Annotated in this window: 22 protein-coding genes; 3 read left to right on the forward strand and 19 right to left on the reverse strand. The window is 69.6% G+C overall.

What is annotated here, in order from left to right; translation table 11 throughout:
• Nucleotides 1-18: 18 nt before the first annotated feature.
• The 12 genes from ACXJLU_RS05480 to ACXJLU_RS05535 all read right to left on the reverse strand — a co-directional run bounded on the left by ACXJLU_RS05480 (nt 19) and on the right by ACXJLU_RS05535 (nt 10,744).
• Nucleotides 19-369 (reverse strand): histidine triad nucleotide-binding protein, encoded by a 351-nt coding sequence (locus ACXJLU_RS05480; RefSeq protein WP_457329440.1) that lies wholly within the window; start codon nt 367-369, stop codon nt 19-21.
• Nucleotides 366-752 carry a DUF4870 family protein gene (locus tag ACXJLU_RS05485; RefSeq protein ID WP_457329441.1) on the reverse strand — a complete coding sequence of 129 codons (387 nt, stop codon included), beginning with the start codon at nt 750-752 and terminating at the stop codon, nt 366-368. Before ACXJLU_RS05485 ends, ACXJLU_RS05480 begins: the two co-directional genes overlap by 4 nt.
• The gene (locus ACXJLU_RS05490) at nt 749-1,135 is read right to left on the reverse strand and encodes a phosphoribosyl-ATP diphosphatase (protein WP_457329442.1); all 387 of its coding nucleotides are present in this window, start codon (nt 1,133-1,135) and stop codon (nt 749-751) included. The genes ACXJLU_RS05485 and ACXJLU_RS05490 overlap by 4 nt, the downstream gene beginning before the upstream one ends.
• Nucleotides 1,132-1,530 carry a phosphoribosyl-AMP cyclohydrolase gene (hisI, locus tag ACXJLU_RS05495; RefSeq protein ID WP_457329443.1) on the reverse strand — a complete coding sequence of 133 codons (399 nt, stop codon included), beginning with the start codon at nt 1,528-1,530 and terminating at the stop codon, nt 1,132-1,134. The genes ACXJLU_RS05490 and hisI overlap by 4 nt, the downstream gene beginning before the upstream one ends.
• Entirely contained in the window at nt 1,527-1,976 is a 450-nt protein-coding gene (locus ACXJLU_RS05500) for an NUDIX domain-containing protein (protein ID WP_457329444.1), read from the reverse strand. The genes hisI and ACXJLU_RS05500 overlap by 4 nt, the downstream gene beginning before the upstream one ends.
• The gene (locus ACXJLU_RS05505; RefSeq protein WP_457329445.1) at nt 1,973-2,851 is read right to left on the reverse strand and encodes an ATP-binding protein; all 879 of its coding nucleotides are present in this window, start codon (nt 2,849-2,851) and stop codon (nt 1,973-1,975) included. The genes ACXJLU_RS05500 and ACXJLU_RS05505 overlap by 4 nt, the downstream gene beginning before the upstream one ends.
• 395 nt (nt 2,852-3,246) lie before the next feature.
• The gene (locus tag ACXJLU_RS05510) at nt 3,247-6,072 is read right to left on the reverse strand and encodes a diguanylate cyclase domain-containing protein (protein ID WP_457329446.1); all 2,826 of its coding nucleotides are present in this window, start codon (nt 6,070-6,072) and stop codon (nt 3,247-3,249) included.
• A 51-nt stretch (nt 6,073-6,123) separates the two neighbouring features.
• A complete protein-coding gene (gene pdeM / locus ACXJLU_RS05515) occupies nt 6,124-6,801 on the reverse strand; it encodes a ligase-associated DNA damage response endonuclease PdeM (protein ID WP_457329447.1) in 678 nt (225 codons plus the stop codon).
• 28 nt (nt 6,802-6,829) lie between these two features.
• The gene (slmA, locus tag ACXJLU_RS05520) at nt 6,830-7,486 is read right to left on the reverse strand and encodes a nucleoid occlusion factor SlmA (protein ID WP_457329448.1); all 657 of its coding nucleotides are present in this window, start codon (nt 7,484-7,486) and stop codon (nt 6,830-6,832) included.
• A 17-nt stretch (nt 7,487-7,503) separates the two neighbouring features.
• Nucleotides 7,504-8,205 carry a pyrimidine 5'-nucleotidase gene (locus ACXJLU_RS05525; protein ID WP_457329449.1) on the reverse strand — a complete coding sequence of 234 codons (702 nt, stop codon included), beginning with the start codon at nt 8,203-8,205 and terminating at the stop codon, nt 7,504-7,506.
• Nucleotides 8,202-8,588, reverse strand: a complete 387-nt coding sequence (gene cueR, locus ACXJLU_RS05530; protein ID WP_457329450.1) for a Cu(I)-responsive transcriptional regulator — start codon at nt 8,586-8,588, stop codon at nt 8,202-8,204. Before cueR ends, ACXJLU_RS05525 begins: the two co-directional genes overlap by 4 nt.
• Entirely contained in the window at nt 8,585-10,744 is a 2,160-nt protein-coding gene (locus ACXJLU_RS05535; protein WP_457329451.1) for a heavy metal translocating P-type ATPase, read from the reverse strand. Before ACXJLU_RS05535 ends, cueR begins: the two co-directional genes overlap by 4 nt.
• A gap of 128 nt (nt 10,745-10,872) precedes the next feature.
• Between ACXJLU_RS05535 and ACXJLU_RS05540 the strand changes: the two genes are divergently transcribed.
• The gene (locus tag ACXJLU_RS05540) at nt 10,873-11,064 is read left to right on the forward strand and encodes a heavy-metal-associated domain-containing protein (protein WP_073465611.1); all 192 of its coding nucleotides are present in this window, start codon (nt 10,873-10,875) and stop codon (nt 11,062-11,064) included.
• A 6-nt stretch (nt 11,065-11,070) separates the two neighbouring features.
• Here ACXJLU_RS05540 and argB read toward each other — a convergent pair whose 3' ends face one another.
• Entirely contained in the window at nt 11,071-12,006 is a 936-nt protein-coding gene (argB, locus tag ACXJLU_RS05545; protein WP_073465612.1) for an acetylglutamate kinase, read from the reverse strand.
• Nucleotides 12,007-12,068: 62 nt separating this feature from the next.
• Entirely contained in the window at nt 12,069-12,506 is a 438-nt protein-coding gene (locus ACXJLU_RS05550) for a Cd(II)/Pb(II)-responsive transcriptional regulator (RefSeq protein WP_457329452.1), read from the reverse strand.
• Nucleotides 12,507-12,578: 72 nt separating this feature from the next.
• Here ACXJLU_RS05550 and ACXJLU_RS05555 point away from each other — a divergent pair, with 72 nt between their 5' ends.
• The gene (locus ACXJLU_RS05555) at nt 12,579-13,289 is read left to right on the forward strand and encodes a cation efflux transmembrane domain-containing protein (RefSeq protein ID WP_457329453.1); all 711 of its coding nucleotides are present in this window, start codon (nt 12,579-12,581) and stop codon (nt 13,287-13,289) included.
• On the opposite strand, the gene ACXJLU_RS05560 is transcribed toward ACXJLU_RS05555, so the two are convergent.
• Together ACXJLU_RS05560 and ACXJLU_RS05565 are read right to left on the reverse strand one after the other, a co-directional pair.
• Nucleotides 13,264-13,992, reverse strand: coding sequence for a cytochrome c biogenesis CcdA family protein (locus ACXJLU_RS05560; protein ID WP_457329454.1), 729 nt, complete (start codon nt 13,990-13,992; stop codon nt 13,264-13,266). The genes ACXJLU_RS05555 and ACXJLU_RS05560 overlap by 26 nt on opposite strands.
• A gap of 2 nt (nt 13,993-13,994) precedes the next feature.
• Nucleotides 13,995-14,378, reverse strand: a complete 384-nt coding sequence (locus ACXJLU_RS05565; protein WP_457329455.1) for a thioredoxin family protein — start codon at nt 14,376-14,378, stop codon at nt 13,995-13,997.
• A 150-nt stretch (nt 14,379-14,528) separates the two neighbouring features.
• Here ACXJLU_RS05565 and ACXJLU_RS05570 point away from each other — a divergent pair, with 150 nt between their 5' ends.
• Nucleotides 14,529-15,368 carry a tetratricopeptide repeat protein gene (locus ACXJLU_RS05570; RefSeq protein ID WP_457329456.1) on the forward strand — a complete coding sequence of 280 codons (840 nt, stop codon included), beginning with the start codon at nt 14,529-14,531 and terminating at the stop codon, nt 15,366-15,368.
• A 1-nt stretch (nt 15,369) separates the two neighbouring features.
• Here ACXJLU_RS05570 and ACXJLU_RS05575 read toward each other — a convergent pair whose 3' ends face one another.
• The 3 genes from ACXJLU_RS05575 to ACXJLU_RS05585 form a co-directional block, all read right to left on the reverse strand.
• The gene (locus ACXJLU_RS05575; protein WP_457329457.1) at nt 15,370-16,119 is read right to left on the reverse strand and encodes a class I SAM-dependent methyltransferase; all 750 of its coding nucleotides are present in this window, start codon (nt 16,117-16,119) and stop codon (nt 15,370-15,372) included.
• A 64-nt stretch (nt 16,120-16,183) separates the two neighbouring features.
• Nucleotides 16,184-18,757, reverse strand: a complete 2,574-nt coding sequence (locus ACXJLU_RS05580) for a CHASE domain-containing protein (protein WP_457329458.1) — start codon at nt 18,755-18,757, stop codon at nt 16,184-16,186.
• Nucleotides 18,758-18,771: 14 nt separating this feature from the next.
• The gene (locus tag ACXJLU_RS05585) at nt 18,772-19,566 is read right to left on the reverse strand and encodes a substrate-binding periplasmic protein (protein ID WP_457329459.1); all 795 of its coding nucleotides are present in this window, start codon (nt 19,564-19,566) and stop codon (nt 18,772-18,774) included.
• Between the last annotated feature and the right edge of the window lie 120 nt (nt 19,567-19,686).

Consider the following 19,686-nt stretch of genomic DNA (forward strand, 5'->3'; position numbering starts at 1 on the left):
TTCTAGGTGGTGACCGAGTCAACCCTTGGCCCAGGGCCTTGGTCCGCCGATGACATGCATGTGCAAATGTGGGACTTCCTGCCCACCATCGGCGCCGGTGTTGACCACGGTGCGGAAACCGTTGGTTGCACCCTGCTCGCGGGCCAGCCCCGGGGCCAGCGCCAGCATCCTGCCGAGCAGGGCCTGGTGCTTCTCCGGCACCGTGTCGTACAGCGACGGCAGATGCTCCTTGGGCACGATCAGGAAATGGATCGGCGCCCACGGCGCGATGTCGTGGAAGGCGATCAGTTCGTCGTCTTCGTAGACCTTGCGGCTGGGGATCTGGCCCGCGGCGATCTTGCAGAAGATGCAGCCTGGATCGTGGCTCATGGCGCAGACACCGGCATCGGCGTGTTCGAGTTCAGGTTCACCCAGCCGCGCACGACGCGGTAGAGGAACCAGATCGAGATGACGCCCCAGGCGATCCAGCCGGGGATCAGGAACAGGAACCACAGCGGCAGCGTGACGACGTAGAGCACGGCGGCCCAGATCACCGAGCGGATGCGCCAGCGGAAGTGCGACTCCTGCCAGCTGCCGGCGGCTTCGTCCTTCTTCACCAGGTCGAGGATGAAGGCGACGATCAGCAGCGTGATCGAGGCCTGCGTACCGGGCAGCACCGCGCCCACCGCGACGATCGCATGCAGCAGGTAGCTGATGTGGCCGATCGTCTTCAGCGACGAGTCCCGTTCAGAAGTGTTCACGACATCGTTCATGTTCCGTCCGCCTCTCGGGTTTGCAACTTGCGCGCGGCGAATTCTTCCAGCCCTGACAGGCCCTCGCGCCGCTCCAGCTCGGCGAGCACGTCGGCCGGTGTCAGGCCGAAGGCGCTCAGCGCGAGCATCGAATGGAACCACAGGTCGGCGACCTCGTAGACGATCTTCTGGCGGTCGCCGTCCTTGGCGGCCATCACCGTCTCGGTGGCTTCTTCGCCGATCTTCTTCAGGATCGCATCGGTGCCCTTGTGGAACAGCCGGGCGACGTAGCTCTTGTCCGGGTCGCCCAGGCGGCGCGACTCGATCACTGCGGCCAGGCGGGCCAGCGTGTCGTTGCCGTTGCCGTTGCCGGGGGTGCTCACCGCGGTTTTCACGTCCGTCATTTGTAGATGGTCCCGGGGTCTTTCAAGACCGGCTCGACGGTCTGCCAGGCCCCGTCCTTGTAAAGCTGGAAGAAGCAGCTGTGGCGGCCGGTGTGGCACGCAATTCCGAGTTTGTCGGGGTCGTGGCCTTGCTGCACAACCTTCAGCAGCAGCACGTCGTTGTCGCAATCGAGGCGCATCTCGTGCACCTGCTGCACGTGCCCGCTTTCCTCGCCCTTGTGCCACAGGCGCTGGCGCGAGCGGCTGTAATACACCGCCTCGCCGAGCTCGGCGGTGCGGGCCAGCGCCTCGCGGTTCATGAACGCGAACATCAGCACGTCGTTGCTGCCGACCTCCTGCGCGATCACCGGCAGCAGGCCTTGCGCATCCCACTTGATCTCGTCGAGCCAGCTCATCGGGCGAGTGTATCTGTCGTGTAAGTCGCTCCCGAGAAACCGCGTTCCTCGGCGAACCAGGCCAGCACCGGCACGGTGCCGGGCAGCACCGGCTGCACCTGCACCGGCAGGTTCTGCCAGGCCATCTGCTGGCGCTCGCGCATCTCGAACTCGCCGGTCCATTCGAAGACCTTGCAGAAGTGCAGGCGCACGCGCGCATGGGGGTAGTCGACGATCTCGACCTTCCACGGCTGCACCGGCCCGATCGTGATGCCGATCTCCTCGTGCAGCTCGCGGCGCAGCGCCTGTTCGACGCTCTCGCCGGCCTCGAGCTTGCCGCCGGGGAACTCCCAGTAGCCGGCGTAGACCTTGCCTTCGGGCCGGCTGGTCAGCAGGAAGCCGCCGTCGGCATCGATCAGCACGCCGACAGCCACCTCGACCGGCGTGCGCTCGTCGCCGCCGCTCATGACGCGTGCCGCCCGGCGTAGTCTTTCGCGAACTGGAACGCGACCCGGCCCGAGCGCGAACCCCGCTCCAGCGCCCACACCAGCGAGGGCTGGCGGGCGGCGGCGATCTCGTCCTCGCCGACCCCGAAGCCGCGCAGCCACTGCGCGACGATCGCGAGGTATTCGTCCTGGCTGAACGGGTAGAAGCTGACCCACAGCCCGAAGCGTTCGCTCAGCGAGATCTTCTCTTCGATCACCTCGCCGGGGTGCACCTCGCCGTCGTCGGTGTGCTGGTACGTGAGGTTCTCCTTCATGTACTCGGGCAGCAGGTGGCGGCGGTTGCTGGTCGCGTAGATCAGCACGTTGTCCGACGCCTGCGAGACCGAACCATCGAGGATGGACTTGAGTGCCTTGTAGCCGGGCTCGCCCTCGTCGAAACTGAGGTCGTCGCAGAACACGACGAAGCGCTCGGGCCGCTCGGCGACCAGGTCGACGATGTCGGGCAGGTCGACCAGGTCGGCCTTGTCGACCTCGATCAAGCGCAAGCCCCGATCGGAAAACTCGTTCAGGCAGGCCTTGATCAGCGAGCTCTTGCCGGTGCCGCGAGCACCGGTGAGCAGCACGTTGTTGGCCGCATGGCCGGCGACGAACTGCGCGGTGTTGCGCAGCAGGCGTTCCTTCTGCGGCTCGACCTCGACCAGCTCAGCGAGCCGCACATGCGCGACGTGGCGGACCGGCAGCAACTGCCCGGTGGCACCGCGCCGGCGGTAGCGAAACGCGATCGACGCGGACCAGTCGGGTGCGGCCAGCGGCTGCGGCAGCACCGACTCCAGCCGGGTGAGCAGCGCATCGGCGCGTTGAATCAGTTGCAGCAACGTGTCGGGAGCGAAAGACATGCGGGACCGCCGGGTCTACCGGCACCTAGGCTGGAACGGGCCGTCAGTGTAGTTTGCCGTGCGCGCGTGGTGCGGCTGGGGGCAGGCGGTGGGGCTCGGCCGGGGCGGTCGGCCCGGGGGCCGACTCCACGAAGAAGATCGGCTTCGGGGGTGCATCGGCAAACTCCCTCCACTCACTTCGTTCGTTGTGGTCAAACAGTGCCGATGAGTTGGTCTACGAAGCGTGCTGCGCACGCCACCCCCGAAGCCGATCTTCTCCGTCGCCCCAGAAGTCGCCCCACCGCCTGCCCCCAGCCGCACCACGCGGACGGCTTGTGTTTGGGAGATTGGTTGAAGTGAAGGTTGATCCCCCAAAGGAGCACGGCCTCCCCCACGCGCCTTTGCCTCAAGAACGATCAACCACGCCCAGCAACAACGACGGAACGCGGAGCACAACGATAGGTCCCCCGGCCGGCCGACTTGGCCTCGTACAAGGCCTTGTCCGCCAGCGCCATCAGCGCCCCTTCGGTGCTGTCGTCGCCCTCGTAGAACGAGATCCCGATGCTCGTCGTCACGCTCAGCGAATGCCCCAGAACCTGCTGCTCCGCCGAGATCGCCGCGAGGATCTTGCGGGCCAGGAAATGCGGCTCGTCCACCGTGTTCAGCCCTTCCAGGATCACGACGAATTCGTCGCCCGCCAGCCGCGCCACCGTGTCGGTCTTGCGCACGCTGGCCGACAGCCGCTGCCCGAAGGTCTTCAGCACCTCGTCGCCACCGGCATGGCCCAGCGTGTCGTTGATGCCCTTGAACTTGTCGATGTCCATGAACATCAGCGCCATCGGCCGGCCACTGCGCCGGCAGCGCGACATCGCCTCCGAGAAACGCTCCTCGAACTGCCGCCGGTTGGCCAGGCCCGTCAGCGCGTCGACCCGCGCCAGCGTCTGCAGTTTCCGCTCGAGTTCCTTCTGCGCCGAAATGTCGTTCGTCAGGCTGTACACGCCGATCACCCGCCCCTGCTCGTCGCGGTGCGGCAGGTAGTTGACCTGGAAGTGCCGCGGCCCCTGCCCCAGCACCGCCACCGTCTCGAACTGCACCGTCTCGCCGCGCAGCGCGCGCTCGATCTGGCGCTGCCGCAACGCCATCACCTTCGGCGGCAACACGTCCTGCATGCGCCGGCCCAGCGCATCGGCCACCCGGATGCCCGTCCAGGCCTCGAACACCGGGTTGCAGAACTGGAAACGCAGGTCGGTGTCGACATACGTGATCAAGGCCGGCACGTTGTCGGTGATCGTGCGCAGCCGCGCCTCGCTCGCGGCCAACTGCGCCTGCGCCTGGTGGCGCTCGGTGATGTCCATCACCATGCCGTAGAGGCCGGCGACGCTGCCGTCCGGCCGCCGTTCGGGCACGTACTCGACCAGGTGATGGTGCTCGCGGCCGAGCCACTCACCGTGCCGCTCGTAGCGCACGCGCTCGCCGCGCAACGCGGCCGCGATGTGTTCCGCAATGACACCGAACGCTTCCGCGCCCAGCACGTCCTGCATGCGCTCGCCGATCATCGCCTTCGGGTCGAGGCCGGCCATCGGCAGGTAGCGGGCATTGGCGAACTGGTAGCGCAGGTCGGCGTCGACATGGAACACCAGCGCCGGCAGGTTGTCCGACACCATCTGCAGCCGGCGCTCGCTGCGCGCCAGGCGCTGCGCCAGCGGCAGCACATGCGAGCGCAGCAGCCAGGCGCCCACCAGCACCAGCGCCGCCAGCAGGCCCGTCAGCAGGTGCAGCCGCGAGCGGATGTAGCTGAACAACTCGCCGCTGTCGGTCTTGACCACCAGGCCCAGGTTGACGCCTCGCAGCGGCGCATAGCCGGCCTGCACCGGCACGTCGCGCAGGTCCTTCACCGAGTCGGTTCCCGTCATGCCGAGCAGCGCCTTCGAGATCGGCAAGTAGGGCTGGCCGTCCTTCCGGAACATCGCGATGTGGCGGCCCGCCTCGTAGAAGCGGCTCGGCAGGCACACCGCGTCGTCATCGATGCGCGCGCACAGCAGCGCATCGGTCGAATCGTCGCGGTGCTGCAGGTCGTACAGCAGCCCGGTCAGCACGCCCAGCCGGCGCTCCAGCATCAGGCCACCCACGCGCTCGCCGTTGCGCTCGACCGGCAGCTCGCTGTGCAGCACCAGGCCGTCGTCCCACAGCAGCGTCGAGTGGCCATCGCCCAGCGGCAGCGCCACCGGCGCCGCGCGCAGCCGCGACGAGCCCGCCTCCAGCAGCGACTCGCCTTGCCCGTTCTGCACGCGCAAGGCGCTGTAATCCTGGCTCAGCACGCTGACCGCCAGCTCACGCAGGTCATCGAAGGCCAGCGCATCGGTCGGCTTCACTGCCAGCTGCGCGAGCGCCCGCTGCAGCGCGAGCTGCCGCGACACGCTCTCGGCGATCTCCATCTCCTGCTTCAGGCTGTGCGCGAACGCGCCGGCATGGCCGCGCGCCGCGGTCTCGAGGCCTTCGGCCACCGTCATCTTGTAGGCGCGCTGCATCAGCCCGAAGCCGGCCACGCCCGACACCACGGCCACGATGCCCAGCACGCCGACGGCCGTGCGCGTGATGCGGTCCTCGGGCCGCTCGCCCGCCGGTTCGGCCGACTCTCCGGCCAGCAAGCTCGACCACAGCGTCGCACCCAACACCACCAGCATCGCCATCACGGCCGCCGACATGCTGTTGAACGACAGCAGCTTGTACATCTCCTGCAGGTCGAGCACGTAGCCAGCCAGCGCCGACAGCCCGACCGCGAGCGTGCCGTACACGCTGCACGACACCAGCAGGCTGCGCCAGCGCAGCCCCGGCCGGTGCTGCAACCACAGCGCCAGGCCTGCGAACAGGAAGCCGAGGCAGGTGTTCGGCGCCAGGCGCCCGGGGTGGGACGAGCTCGCCTGCAACGTGCTGTGCAGCGCCGTCAGGTCGACCCCGAGGTCGATGCCGCCCAGCTGCTCGGCCAGCACCAGCGCGGGCAGCAGCATCAGCAGCACGGCACACCATGCCAATCGGCGCGAGGGCACGCGCGGGTCGCTCCACAGCGCCAGCGCGGCCACGAGGCCCAGCAGTCCCGCATTCAGGCTGGCCGGCACCGAATTCAGGAACAGGCGCGCCAACTCGACGCGACCGCTGAGCACGCCGGCCATCACGCACACGCCGACGCCCGCCAGCCCCAGGGCGGCGAGACGATGGAACGGCACACGGGGAAAAATCGGCATGACGGCAACCCAGCGCCGCCAGGTGCGGAGCTTTGCCGGATATCGGCCGACTCAGCCGGGTTCTTGAGCGGCAGGCGGGAGCGGGGACACCGGCAGCACGGCCTGATCGGCCAGCGCGAAGACCCGGTCCCCGACGGCCGGCCGGATCGTCTTCAGCCCGGTGAACGCGCCGAAGGCCGGTAGCACGCCGACGCGCTCGCCGAACCAGAAGCACGGCAGCCGCAGGTGGTCGTGAGGCCGTCCGCCGAGCACGATGCCCGGGTGCAGGTGGCCGGCCAGCACATAGGCGCCGTCGCGCGGCACCGGGTGGTGGCACAGCGCCAGGCCGCCCAGCAGCAGCGGTTCGTCGACCACCTCCATGCGCGCCCAGGCGGGCGGATCGCCGGCATGAGCATCATGGTTGCCGCGCACCAATGTCAGATGCAGATCCGCATGCCGCTCGCGCCAGCGCGCGAGCGCATCGAGCGTCGAGGCGGCATGCGCATGGACGGAGTGCAGGAAATCGCCGAGGAACACGATGCGCCGCGCGCTGTGCCGCTCGACCAGCCCGGTCAGCCGCGACAGCGTGTCGCTGGTCGTGGCCTCTGGCACCGGCACGCCGAGCCGGCGGAACGACACGGCCTTGCCGAGGTGGGCATCGGCGATCAGCAAGGCCTGCTGCGCCGGCCACCAGGCGGCTTTCTCGGGCAACAACGCGAGGCGCTGGCCGCCGACGTCCGTCGTGACCATGGCCGTGTGAAAAAGAGGGAGGCCGGCGTCAGCCGACCAGCAGGCGCAGCGCGGCGTCCAGGTGCTCGGTCGGCACGCGCTTGAAACCCGAGCGCGCATAGCGCTGCAGGCGGCCGACGGCAAAGCCGGTCAGCACCGACGACTGCGCGTTCGCATCGACCGTCGGCGTCGACGAGCCGGCCGCTTCGGCGGCGCTGCGCAGGCTCTGGCGCAATTGCGATTCGATGCGGTCGAAGAACTGGTTCATGCGGGTGACCAGGCGCTCGTTCTCGAACACCAGCGCATCGCCGACCATCACGCGCGTCATGCCGGGGTTCTTCTCGCCGAACTGCAGCAGCACGGTGAGGATCTTCTGGGCCTGCACGACCCCGCTCGTCTCGCGCTCGGTGATCTGGTTGACCAGCGTGAACACGCTCTGCTCGATGAACTCGATCAGGCCTTCGAACATCTGGGCCTTGCTCGCGAAGTGGCGGTACAGCGCCGCTTCGGAGACATCGAGCTTGCCGGCCAGCGCGGCGGTCGTGATGCGGTCGGCACCCGGCTGCTCGAGCATGTGGGCCAGCGTCTGCAGGATCTGCACACGGCGTTCGCCCGGCTTCGGGCGCTTGCGGCCCGCCGGCTCGGCCACCGCGTCGGCTGCCACCTCGGGACTGGTGTCTTCGGGGATGGCAGGGGTGTCGGTCATCGCGGCGATCGGAGTTGTCACAGGGTATGGAGCTTGTTCAGCGATTGAATTCTTGCATACACATAGGGGGGCTTTCGGCAAGGGTGAACGCCAACTTCTGTGCTGTTGTTCGCAACTTTGGCCGTCTTCAGGTAGCGCTGCATCCAGACCGTGCGCATGCCGATGCGGTGCGCGGACTTCTGGTGCGCCAGCGTGTCCTCGACCAGCACGCAGCGCCGCGGCGCCACCTTCAGCCGCACCGCGACGCGCCGCAGCATGCGCGCGTCGGGCTTCGGGCGCAGGTCGCCGAACATCGTCATCTCGTCGATGCTGATCACGCCGTCGAAGCAGTCCGCCAGGCCCAGCGCGCGCAGCACGCGCAGCGCGTAGGAGCGCGGTGCGTTCGTCAGCAGGAGCTTGCGGCCGCGCAGCCGGCGCAGCGCGGCGCGGTCGTGTGCATGGGTGCGCAGCCGGTCCTCGAGCCCGGGCAGGCGGTGCGTTTCCTCGAGGAAGTGGCTCGCGTTGACGCCGTGGTGGCGCACCAGGCCGAGCAGCGTCGCGCCGTAGCGGTCCCAGTAGTGCTGGCGCAACGCGGACGCCTCGGCCGCCGCCAGGCCCAGGTGCGCCGCGATGTAGTCGTTCATCGCCTGGTTGGTCGGGCCGAACGCGGCGTGCGAGGCATCGTGCAGCGTGTTGTCCAGATCAAAAAGCCAAACCGGGGCAAGGCGCCGACCGCTCATTCGGCCAACTCGTCGAGGATCGGGCAATCGGGCCGCTGGTCACCATGGCAGCAACTCGCCAGCCGCGACAGCGTGCGCTTCATCGCCTCCATCTCGGTGATGCGGCGGTCGAGGTCGGCCATGTGGGCGAGCGCGATGCGCTTCACGTCGCCGCTCGCGCGCCGGCGGTTCTGCCACAGCTTCAGCAACTCGCCGATCTCGGCCATGCCGAAGCCGAGGTCGCGGGCGCGCCGGATGAAGCGCAGCGTGTGCACCTCGTTGTCGCCGTACTGGCGGTAGCCCGCGTCGGTGCGGACGACCGGCGGCAGCAGCCCCAGCGATTCGTAGTGCCGCACCATCTTCGCCGACACGCCCGAGCGTTGCGCCGCTTCGCCGATGTTCATCGTGCCGCTCCCTTCCAGCGCCGCAACAGCAGCGCATTGCCGACCACGCTGACGCTGCTGAACGCCATCGCCGCACCGGCGATCACCGGGTTCAGCAACCCGAAGGCGGCCAGCGGGATGCCGACCACGTTGTAGATGAAGGCCCAGAACAGGTTCTGGCGGATCTTGCGCTGCGTGAGCCGCGCGATCTCGAGCGCATCGGCGACCAGGCGCGGATCGCCGCGCATCAGCGTGATGCCGGCCGCCTGCATCGCGACATCGGTGCCGCTGCCCATCGCGATGCCGACGTCGGCCGCCGCCAGCGCCGGCGCGTCGTTGATGCCGTCGCCGACCATCGCGACACGCGCGCCACCGCGGCGCAGCGTCTCGACGAGCGCCGCCTTGTCCTGCGGCAGCAGCGCGGCGTGCACTTCGGTGATGCCGAGTTCGCGCGCCAGCTTCGCCGCGGCGCCGGCGCTGTCGCCGGTCAGCAGCAGGCAGCGCACGCCCAGCGACTGCAGCTGGCGCACCGCGTCGGCCGCATGCGGCTTCGCGGCGTCGCCGAAGGCCAGCAGGCCGCGCAGCCGCGGCAGCGGTGCCGCCTCGGCCAGCCACGAGACGGTGCGGCCGTCGGCTTGCAGCGCGTCCGCGCGGGCCTGCAGCGGCGACACATCGATGCCACGCTCGCCCATGAAGCGGCTGCTGCCGAGCAGCAGCGTGCGCCCGCCGACCTCGCCCGACAGCCCGCGGCCGGCCACGCTGCGCACTTGGCCCGCCGTCGTGATCGCGAGGCCGTCGCGCTTCGCGGCGGCCAGCACCGCCGCGGCCAGCGTGTGCTCGCTGCCGGCCTGCAGCGCCGCGCTGTCGGCGAGCAGCGAGGGTGCATCGCCGTCGGCCGGTTCGCAGGCGACAAGTTCCGGATGGCCTTCGGTCAGCGTGCCGGTCTTGTCGAACGCGACGATGTCGACGTGGCGCGCGCGCTCCAGCGCCTCGGCGTCCTTGATCAGGATGCCGCGCCGGGCCGCGACGCCGGTGCCGGCCATCAGCGCCGCCGGCGTCGCGAGGCCGAGCGCGCACGGGCAGGCGATCACCAGCACCGCGACGGCGTTCAGCACCGCCTGCTCCCAGGCCCCCGTCGCCAGGCCCCAGCCGAGCAGCGTGACGGCTGCGATCACCAGCACCACCGGCACGAACACCGCGCTGACACGGTCGACCAGTTTCTGGATCGGCGCCTTCTTCGCCTGCGCCGATTCGACCAGGTGGACGATGCGCGACAGCGCCGACTCGGCACCGAGCGTCGTCGCCCGCACCAGCAGCAGGCCTTCGCCGTTGACCGATCCGCCGGTGACGCGACCGCCCGGCTGGCGCAGCACCGGCAGGCCCTCGCCGGTGATCAGCGATTCATCGACATGGCTCTCGCCTTCGAGCAGCTCGCCGTCGACCGGCATGCGCTCGCCGGCCCGCACGACGACGACGTCGCCGACCCGCAGCTGCGCGATCGGCAGCTCGAGTTCGATGCCGTCGCGGCGCACGCGCGCCGTCTGCGGGCGCAGCGCATTGAGGGCCTGGATCGCATCGGTCGCTTGTCGCTTCGCGCGCTGCTCCAGCCACTTGCCGAGCAGCACCAGCGTGATCACCACCGCCGACGCCTCGAAATACAGATGGCCGTGGCCTCCATGCGCCAGCAGCTGCTGCACGCTGAGGCCGAACGCGGCCGAGGTGCCGAGCGCCACCAGCAGGTCCATGTTGCCGGTGCGCGCGCGCAGCGCCTTCCAGCCGGCGCGGTAGAAACGCGCGCCGAGCACGAACTGCACCGGCGCCGCCAGCAGCAGCTGCAGCCAGCCCGGCAACATCGCGTCGACGCCGGCGAGCGACAGCAGCATCGGCAGCACCAGCGGCACCGACAGCGCCGCGGCCGCGATCACCGGCCACGCCGGCGCGGCAGCGGACGGCGCCTCGTCGTCTTCATGCACGTGCGCCGCATAACCGGCCTTCTCGACCGCCGCCAGCAACGCCGCGGCATCGCCGGCGCTCGTCTGCACCTCGGCCCGCTCGGTCGCCAGGTTGACGGTCGCCGATACCACGCCGGGCACCTTCCGCAGGGCTTTCTCGACACGCGTGACGCAGGACGCGCAGGTCATGCCGTCGATGCTGAGGGACAGGGAGTTCGTGTTCATGCCGGGAGTCTCAACCTTACCATCATGGCAAAGTCAAGGCCTTGGAGCGCGTGGGGATTCATTCCCCGGCTTGACCTTGCCACGGTGGCAAGCTTCACAGTCTGCGCACTACCTCAACGGAGAACCCCATGATCGAGTTCCAGGTCGACGGCATGAGTTGCGGCCATTGCGTCAAGGCGGTGACGCAGGCGCTGAAGGAGGCCGATCCCCACGCGCTGGTGGTGGTGAACCTCGCGGAGCACACCGTCGAGGTGGAATCGGCGTCCGATCGAAGCCTCCTCGCCGCAGCGTTGACCGAGGCGGGGTACCCGCCCCGGTAGCCCGGATCAGTGGCTGCGGATCATCGTGCCGTAGGCCTGCTCCGTCAGGATCTCGAGCAGCATCGCGTGCGGCACCCGGCCGTCGATGATGTGCACGGTGTTGACGCCGTTCTTCGCCGCATCGAGCGCCGACGCGATCTTCGGCAGCATGCCGCCGCTGATCGTGCCGTCGGCGAACAGCTCGTCGATCTCGCGCGCCGACAGGTTGGTCAGCAGCTTGCCCTGCTTGTCGAGCACGCCCGGGATGTTGGTCAGCATCAGCAGCTTCTCGGCCTTCAGCACCTCGGCCAGCTTGCCGGCCACCACGTCGGCATTGATGTTGTAGTTCTCGTTCTCCGAGCCGAAGCCCAGCGGCGAGATCACCGGGATGAACTGGTCGTCCTGCAGCGCCTTGACCACCGACGGGTCGATCGACTCGATCTCGCCGACCTGGCCGACATCGTGCACCTTGGTCGGGTCGTCGCGGTCGACCATCTTCAGCTTGTGCGCCCGGATCAGCCCGCCGTCACGCCCGGTCAGGCCGACGGCCTTGCCGCCGACCGCGTTGATCAGGCCGACGATGTCCTGCTGCACCTGGCCGGCCAGCACCCACTCGACCACTTCCATGGTCTCCTCGTCGGTGACGCGCATGCCCTGGATGAAGGTGCCCTTCTTGCCGATCTTGGCCAGCGCGTCCTCGATCTGCGGCCCGCCGCCGTGCACCACCACCGGGTTGATGCCGACCAGCTTCAGCAGCACCACGTCTTCGGCGAAATCCTGCTGCAGCGACGGATCGGTCATCGCGTTGCCGCCGTACTTGATGACCATGGTCTTGCCATGGAACTTCTGGATGTACGGCAGCGCCTGGGCCAGGATCTCCGCCTTGTCGCGCGGGGAGATGTGCGACAGGTCGGGGCCGTTGTTGTGGCCGGCGGGCTTGCTGGCGGGGGGCTCGTTGTTCATGAGGAGGCTTTCCGGAACGCGGCCGCCACGGACCGCTGCGGCGCGAATTGTAGGGTCGGGATTCAGGTCGTGTGCACGCCGCGTCCGGCCGGCGGAACGCCACCCGGCGCATCCTTCGACAAGGCCATCACGATGCCGCACAGCTCCTGCGCTCGCTGCTGGCCGCACACCTGGGTCAGCAGCTCCAGCTGGCGCTCCAGCACCTGCAGGCTCGCGAGCCGCTCCCGCACGTGCGCCAGGTGGCCTTCGATCACCGCGTCGACCTTCGAGCAATCGGCCTGCGGATGGTCGAGGAACTCGAGCAGCGGGCGCACCTCGTCCAGGCTCATGTCCAGCGACCGGCAGTTGCGAATGAAGCGCAGCCGTTGCACATCGGCCTCGGTGAAGCGGCGGTAGTTGTTGCCGCCGCGCGCCGGCGCGGGCAGCAGGCCGGCCTTCTCGTAGTGCCGGATCGTGTCGACCGGCACGCCGGTGGCTTCGGATACATCCTTGATGCGCATGGGGACTTGACCTTGGAGGGACTCCAGGCTTTCGAATGTGCCACAGCGCTTTCGCCTTGCCTCGAGTTCTCCATGTCACGACATTGCTGCGATCACGATCACCACGCCCCGGCCGATGCCCACGCCGCGGGGCATGACCACGGCCACGGTCATTCCCACGACCACCTGCCGACCGGCCCGGTCTCGGCCGCCTACCGCCGCGTGCTCTGGGTCGCGCTGGTGCTGAACGCCGGCATGGCGGTGCTGGAAATCGGCGGCGGCGTGCACGCCGATTCGGCCTCGCTGCTGGCCGATGCGGCCGATTTCTTCGGCGATGCCGTCAACTACGGGCTGAGCCTGGTCGCGCTCGGCATGGCCGCCGTGTGGCGGCCGCGCGTCGCCTGGTTCAAGGGCGCGACGATGGCGGTCTACGGTGCCGGCGTGCTGGCGCTGGCGCTGTGGCACGCCTGGTACGGCGCGTCGCCGGCCGCGGCCACGATGGGCTGGATCGGCGGGCTGGCGCTGGCGGTGAACCTGGGTGTCGCGCTGCTGCTCTACCGCTTCCGCGACGGCGATGCCAACATGCGCTCGGTGTGGCTGTGCAGCCGCAACGATGCGATCGGCAATGCCGCGGTGCTGCTGGCGGCGGTCGGCGTGTTCGGCACCGGCACGATGTGGCCGGACGTCGTGGTCGCGCTGCTGATGGCCGGCCTCGGCCTGCAAGGCGGCATCGCGGTGATGCGGCAGGCGCGTACCGAGCTGCGGCGGGCCGGCCCGCTCAATACCGCGTCGTCAGGTTCGTGAGCCAGGCGGGCGACACGTCGACGGCCCAGGCCTCGAAGCGCTTGTCCCATCCGCTCAGGATCGTGATGCCGATGGCCAGCATCAGCACGCCCAGCAGCAGCTTGCCGCCCTGCCCGGCCGCCATCAACCGGCCCCGCCAGCGGGTGACGGCGCTGCGCGACAGCGAGCCCAGCAGCACCAGCGGCGTGCCGGCCCCGAGCCCGAACAAGGCCATCAGCAGCGCGATCTGCGCCAGGTCCTTGCCCTGCGAGGCGAGCGTCGTCGCGGCGCCGAGCGTCGGGCCGACGCACGGGCTCCAGATCACGCCCAGCACCAGGCCGACCACGAACTGGCCGCCCGCACCCTCGAGCCGCAGGCGCGACAGCAGCCGGTCGCCGGCTGCGCTCAGGCCCGACGTCGCCCCCGCGAAACGCGCCTGCAGCCGTGTCGACAGCAGCAGCACGCCGAAGGCGATCATCACGACCGCGGCCACCGCCCGGAAGCTGCCCGAATCCAGCCCGAGCGCGGCGCCTGCCGTCGCCAGGAAGAGCCCGACCACGCTGAACGACAGCGCCAGGCCTAGCGCCAACGCATACGGACCGAACCGGTGCGCACCGACCGCCGTCGCCAGCAGGATCGGCACCAGCGGCAGCACGCAGGGCGACAGCGTCGACAGCACGCCCGCCAGGTACCCGAGGCCGAAGGTCGCGGCACCGAAATCCATGCTCACAGCGCCTGCGCGAACACCGCCTCGATGCCCGGGCGCGTGGTTTGCCCCGTCGAACGGGTGACCTCCTTGCCCCCCTTGAACACGACGAAGGTGCTCTGCTGCGACACGCGCAACGCCTTCTTCAGCGCCTTCTCGGTGTCGAAGTCGGCGACGAAGAACTGCACCGGTTTCATCGCCGGCTCGTTCAGCACCTGCTCGACCACCGGCTTCTGCGCGCGGCAGGTCGGGCACCAGTCGGCGTGGAACTGCACGATGACCGGCCCGCCGGCCGCGACCGCCTTGTCGAAGGCGGCCTGGTCGAAGGGGCGCGGCGCCGCCGCGGCGATCGAAACGGCTGCACCCGCCAGCCACAGGGTCAACAGCTTGAACAGGGTTCGCATCACGCACACTCCAGGGAGAACGAACACGTGGGTCGCTCGCCGGCCCCCGAACTTACACACCGGGTCTTGTGGCGCGGCACGCAGACCCCCACCTACCGGCAGCAAGTTCCTCTTGACCGAGGTTCCATTGAAAGAGAAAGGCAAACGGACATGAAACGACTTCTTGCCATGCTGGCCTTCGTGGCCATGGGTCTGGTGTCGGCCGCGGCGTTCGCGCTGCCGTCCGTCACCGATGTGCAGGCCGAGGTGCAGAAGGGCAACTATGCCCAGGCCGAAACCTTGATGCGCGACGTGGTGGCCGCCAAGCCCGGCAGCGCGAAGGCGCACTACGTGTATGCCGAAATCCTCGCGCACAACAAGCGCTTCGAGTTCGCGCTGCAGGAGACACGCCTCGCGAAGCAGCTGGATCCGGCGATCGGCTTCACGCAGCCCGAGAAGTTCAAGAGCTTCGAGCAGTTGCTGGAGCGCGAGCAGCGCGGCGCCACCGCTGGGGGCAATGCGACCGGTGGCAACACGGCCGGCACGGCGATGCAAGCCCCGCGCGCCGTCGAGCAGCGCAGCAGCGGCATCCCCGGCTGGATCTGGGGCGCCGGCTTCGCGGTGATCGCGGTGCTGCTGTGGCGCATGTTCAGCGCCCGCCGCGCGCAGCCGATGACACCCGCCTATGCCGGCGGCATGCCGACCGGCGGCTACGGCCCGAACTACAGCCCGATGGGCGGCGGCACCGGCAGCGGCATGCTGGGCACCGGCCTGGCGGCGGCCGGCGGTTTCGCGGCCGGCATGCTGGCCGAGAAGATGCTCGACGGCCACCGCGACGGCGGCTCGTCGTCGGCCAGCCATGCGTCCGACGGCGGCCTCACCCCCGGCTACTTCGACAACGGCGCGGCTGATGAGCTGTCGAACCGCTCGGTCGACTTCGGCTCGGGCGGCGATTGGGACAGCGGCGGCGGTGGCGGTGGCTCCGACGGCGGCGGCAGCGACGGCTGGTGACTCAAGGCCGCGGTCGCACGAAGCGCAGCGCGAACCGGTCGGCCGGCTGCTTCATGTCGAAGAAGGCCTGTTCGCGCGGGTCGCCGGGATTGCGCAGGAAATCGCTGTCGGCTTCGAACACAAAGCCGGCCGCCTCGATCTCCTGCCGCACGAGCAATTCGTCGATGCGGTGCAGGCGCTTCGCATCGGCCACGCCGGTGCCCGCCTTCGCCGCATGGTCGACCAGCACCAGGTGCCCACCCGGCTTCAGCGCCGCGAACATCGCGGCATTGAGCTTCGCGCGGTCGACCGTCGAATACGCGATGTCGTGGTACGACAGCACCAGCGTCACCAGGTCGACACGCGGCGCATCGTCCGGAAACAGGTCCTCGAACGGCCGCACCAGCACCGCGAGCTGCGGCTGCGGGTGGGCGGCCAGTCGCTTGTCGAGCATCGGCCTGCGCTGCTCCACCTGCGCCCACACCTTGCCTTCAGGGCCGACCGCCAGCGCCATCAGCTGCGCCGTGTAGCCGCCACCGGCCGAAACATCCAGCACCGACATGCCGGGCTGCACCTGCGCGAAGCGCAGCAGCTCGATCGGGTGGCGGCCGGCATCGGCCTTGCGGTCGTCGTCGGTGCGCAGCGGGCTGGCGAGCAGCGCGGCCGGATCGGCATCGGTGGCTGCATCGGCGGCAGCCCGGGCCGGCCACGGCAACGCCATCGCCGCGAGCATCGACAGGATCACGATTCGGCGAACACGCGGCTGGCTCATCTTCGGCTCCCTGGAAAGAGGCCGCATTCTGCGACGGATGCGTTTCAGGCGCCCGGCAAGGGATTCAGGGGTTCAGCACGGCATGCACGATGCCGCCCAGCTGCTCCAGCGTGTACTCCTTCTGCATCAGGCCCTTGACGCCGGCCTCCTGCGCCGCGGCGCGCATCTCGTCGGAGATGAAGCCCGAGCTGATCACCACCGGCAGGTCGGCGCGGATGCGCGAGATCTCGGCCGCGAGTTCCATGCCCGTCAGCTCCGGCATGTTGTAGTCGGTCACCACCAGGTCGTAGGCGCCGGGGTCGGCCTTCAGCAGCGCCGCCGCCTCGCGCGGCTGGTCGATGCCGGTCACGCGGTAGCCGGCACGCAGCAGCAGGCTCTCGACCATCAGCAGCATCGCCGGATCGTCGTCGACCACCATCACGTGCTGGCCGCGACCCGTGGGCGCCTGCGCCTGCGCGGCCGCCACCTCCGCGCGCTGCGGCCGGTGCGGCAACAGCGGGAAGTAAAGGTGGAACGTGCTGCCGCGTCCCGGCTCGCTCTCGACGTCGATCGCGCCGGCATGCGCCGTCATGATGCCGTGCACCACCGAGAGCCCGAGGCCGGTGCCCTGCCCGACCCGCTTGGTGGTGAAGAAGGGTTCGAATACCCGCGCGCGCGTTGGCTCGTCCATGCCGACGCCGTTGTCGGCCACCCACAGGTGGGCACAGGCGCCGGGCGCCAGCTCGCCCAGGCGCTGCGCCTCGTCGGCATCGATGCGGCGCTCGTCCAGCCCGATCGTGATGCGCCCGCTGCTGCCCTGCAGCGCATGCCAGGCGTTGGTGCACAGGTTCAGCAGGATCTGCTGCACGTGCGTGGCGTCGGCGCTGACGAACAGCGGCCGGTCCTCGAGCGCCAGCACCAGCTCCACGGTGGCCGGCAGCGTCGAGCGCAGCAGCGCAATCGATTCCTCGATCATCGGCCGCATCGGCTGGCTCACCAGCTCATGCGGCTGCATGCGGCTGAACGCCAGGATCTTCTGCACCAGGCTGCGCGCGCGCACGCCGGCCATCTCGATCTGCTTCAGCGGCGGCGTCGCGCCATGGGCCTCGTCGAGCCGGTCGCGCGCCAGCGACACGTTGCCGAGGATGGCCGCGAGGATGTTGTTGAAATCGTGCGCGATGCCACCGGCCAGCGTGCCGATCGCCTCCATCTTCTGCGACTCGCGCAGCTGCGCCTCGAGCAGCACGCGCCTCGCCTCGGCCTGCTTGCGCTCGCTGATGTCGGTCACCATGCCGAGCGAGCCGACATAGCGGCCGGCCTCGTCGAACACCGGCGTGACCGACATCGACACCCACAGCGGCTGCCCTTCGCTGCGGTGCATGCGCAGCTCGACGGCCTCGACGGTGCCCGCCTGCCGGCTCGCCAGCGCATCGGGCGCCAGCCGGCCGGCCGGGTCGTCGAGGAACTCGGCGAGCGGGCGGTCGAGCATGTCGGCCGCGCCCTGGCCGAGCAGGCGCAGCAGCTTCGGGTTGACGAAGGACAGGCTGCCCTGCGCGTTGACGAGCCAGATGCCCTCGTTCGCCGTCTCGACGATGCGGCGGTAGCGCAGCTCGCTGTCGCGCAGCTCGCGCGTCATCACGCGGGCGACGCTGTAGGCGCGCATGCGCGCGGTCGTCAGCTGCCACGTCAGCGCGGCCAGCAGCAGGCTCAGTCCGATGCCGGCGAAGCCGATGATGCGGGCCGATTCGCGGTGGTGGCGCGCCTCGAACTCCGGCGTGCTGCGCACCTGCACCGTCCAGCTCTGCCCGGCCACGCCGATGTACTCCTGCGCCTCGAAACGTGCCGGCTGGCGATCGGCCTCCGCGCCGATCGAGCGGTACATCAGCGCGTCGTCGCTCAGCTCGACGCCGTCGTAGATGCGCAGGTCCAGCCCCGGCGTCGACTCGCCGTACAGGCTGGACATCAGGTCGCCGATCCGAAAGCCCGCCCACACCCAGGCCACCACGTTGCGCCGCCGCGCGGCCACGCTGTCCAGCGCCTGCCCGGGCGCGTACAGCGGCAGCAGCATCAGGAAGCCGTACTGCGGTGCATGGTCGGGTTCGGTGACGAGGCGGATGCGGCCAGTGATCGCGACGCTGCCGGAATCGCGCGCCTTGTCGAGCGCGGCGCGGCGCGACGGGTCGGTGGAGATGTCGTAGCCGAGCGCGCTCAGGCTGCGACCGACCGCTGGCGCGATGTAGGTGACCGGCACGTAGCTCGCGCGCGGGCCGGGCGGGCGCACCTGGTAGCCGGGCACGCCGGACAGGCGCTGCGCCGCTTCGTGCGCTTCGACGTCGGGGCCCTGCACCAGCGGCCCGTAGGCGATCGCCTGCAGGCCGTTGAAGTCGACGCCGACCAGCAGCGCATCGACATAGCGGTCGAAGTGCGCGCGGTCGACCGAGCCGGACGCGAGGAACAGCCCCTGCACGCCGCGCAGCATCTGCTCGAAGGCCGCCATGCGCTGCTCGATGCGGCTGGTGGCCTGGCGCAGGCTGAAGTCGAAGCTCGCGCGCAGCGCGGCCTCCTCGGACGCGCGCTCATGGCGCCACGCGAGCGCGGTGACCGTGAGCGAGAGCGCCGCGACCAGCAGCGACATCAGCAACGGAAAGGCTCGCTTCACGCCCGGGCCCGTGCTCAAAATTGAGTCATCGTGCGCGCCAGCTCGGCCGAGAAGTACTTCTCGAAGATGCGCTGCATGCTGCCGTCGGCCCGCATTTCGTCGACGAGCGCGCGCCACGCCTGCTGCTGCGCCGGCGACAGCGACTTCTTCGACATGATCAGCCCGTGCGGCACCGGCGGGTCGTCGAATTCGACGATGCGGGTCTGCGCGCGGATCGTGCCCTGCTGCACCGTCGGGTAATCGAAGGGCTCGATGATCATCGCCTGCACGCGGTTGTCGAGCAGCACCTGGTACAGCGGCTCGAGACTGGACGCGTGGCTCACGCGGCCCTGCGCATCGAGCGCGTCGACGAGGCGGTTGGCGGTGGTGCTGTAGCGGAAGCTGCGGATCACGCCGAGCCGGAGCTTCGGGTTGCGCTCGAAATCGGCCAGCTCGGCGACGCCGGCATCCTGGCGCACCAGCAGGTAGTACTTGTTCGACACGTACCAGGCGAACGCGGCGAACTGCTCGCGCGCCGGGTTGGTGATGCCCGACAGGCTGAAGTCGAGCGCGCCGCCTTCGATCAGCTGCCAGATGCGGGCGCGCGGCAGCACCGAGACGACGAACTTGCAGCCGCTGCGGCGCGCCAGTTCGTCGGCGATGTCCTTGTCGATGCCCTCGCCGGTGACGCCCGAGTAGAGCAGGCCGTGCTCGTGCAGCGCGAGGCTCATCGGGCGCGGGCAATCGGGCCCGTCGGCGGCGATGGCCACGCCACCGACGAAGGCCAGGACCCACGCACATCCCCAGGCCCGCAGCCAATACAACGACATCTGCATGCTCGATCAGAGACCCCCTGGGCCGGCAGCATAGTCCCGGCGCGGGCCGCGTGGCCCCGGGACTTGCCGCAACGAACGGGAAAATGCCACGGCACCCGCGGCCGCGGCGGCAGA

Source organism: Rhizobacter sp. P5_C2 (genome assembly GCF_054049715.1).

Bases quoted from the DNA above. Each gene is read 5' to 3' on its own strand.
- ACXJLU_RS05480 (WP_457329440.1), bottom strand. From the start codon at position 369: ATGAGCCACGATCCAGGCTGCATCTTCTGCAAGATCGCCGCGGGCCAG.
- ACXJLU_RS05485 (WP_457329441.1), bottom strand. From the start codon at position 752: ATGAACGATGTCGTGAACACTTCTGAACGGGACTCGTCGCTGAAGACG.
- ACXJLU_RS05490 (WP_457329442.1), bottom strand. From the start codon at position 1,135: ATGACGGACGTGAAAACCGCGGTGAGCACCCCCGGCAACGGCAACGGC.
- hisI (WP_457329443.1), bottom strand. From the start codon at position 1,530: ATGAGCTGGCTCGACGAGATCAAGTGGGATGCGCAAGGCCTGCTGCCG.
- ACXJLU_RS05500 (WP_457329444.1), bottom strand. From the start codon at position 1,976: ATGAGCGGCGGCGACGAGCGCACGCCGGTCGAGGTGGCTGTCGGCGTG.
- ACXJLU_RS05505 (WP_457329445.1), bottom strand. From the start codon at position 2,851: ATGTCTTTCGCTCCCGACACGTTGCTGCAACTGATTCAACGCGCCGAT.
- ACXJLU_RS05510 (WP_457329446.1), bottom strand. From the start codon at position 6,072: ATGCCGATTTTTCCCCGTGTGCCGTTCCATCGTCTCGCCGCCCTGGGG.
- pdeM (WP_457329447.1), bottom strand. From the start codon at position 6,801: ATGGTCACGACGGACGTCGGCGGCCAGCGCCTCGCGTTGTTGCCCGAG.
- slmA (WP_457329448.1), bottom strand. From the start codon at position 7,486: ATGACCGACACCCCTGCCATCCCCGAAGACACCAGTCCCGAGGTGGCA.
- ACXJLU_RS05525 (WP_457329449.1), bottom strand. From the start codon at position 8,205: ATGAGCGGTCGGCGCCTTGCCCCGGTTTGGCTTTTTGATCTGGACAAC.
- cueR (WP_457329450.1), bottom strand. From the start codon at position 8,588: ATGAACATCGGCGAAGCGGCGCAACGCTCGGGCGTGTCGGCGAAGATG.
- ACXJLU_RS05535 (WP_457329451.1), bottom strand. From the start codon at position 10,744: ATGAACACGAACTCCCTGTCCCTCAGCATCGACGGCATGACCTGCGCG.
- ACXJLU_RS05540 (WP_073465611.1), top strand. From the start codon at position 10,873: ATGATCGAGTTCCAGGTCGACGGCATGAGTTGCGGCCATTGCGTCAAG.
- argB (WP_073465612.1), bottom strand. From the start codon at position 12,006: ATGAACAACGAGCCCCCCGCCAGCAAGCCCGCCGGCCACAACAACGGC.
- ACXJLU_RS05550 (WP_457329452.1), bottom strand. From the start codon at position 12,506: ATGCGCATCAAGGATGTATCCGAAGCCACCGGCGTGCCGGTCGACACG.
- ACXJLU_RS05555 (WP_457329453.1), top strand. From the start codon at position 12,579: ATGTCACGACATTGCTGCGATCACGATCACCACGCCCCGGCCGATGCC.
- ACXJLU_RS05560 (WP_457329454.1), bottom strand. From the start codon at position 13,992: ATGGATTTCGGTGCCGCGACCTTCGGCCTCGGGTACCTGGCGGGCGTG.
- ACXJLU_RS05565 (WP_457329455.1), bottom strand. From the start codon at position 14,378: ATGCGAACCCTGTTCAAGCTGTTGACCCTGTGGCTGGCGGGTGCAGCC.
- ACXJLU_RS05570 (WP_457329456.1), top strand. From the start codon at position 14,529: ATGAAACGACTTCTTGCCATGCTGGCCTTCGTGGCCATGGGTCTGGTG.
- ACXJLU_RS05575 (WP_457329457.1), bottom strand. From the start codon at position 16,119: ATGAGCCAGCCGCGTGTTCGCCGAATCGTGATCCTGTCGATGCTCGCG.
- ACXJLU_RS05585 (WP_457329459.1), bottom strand. From the start codon at position 19,566: ATGTCGTTGTATTGGCTGCGGGCCTGGGGATGTGCGTGGGTCCTGGCC.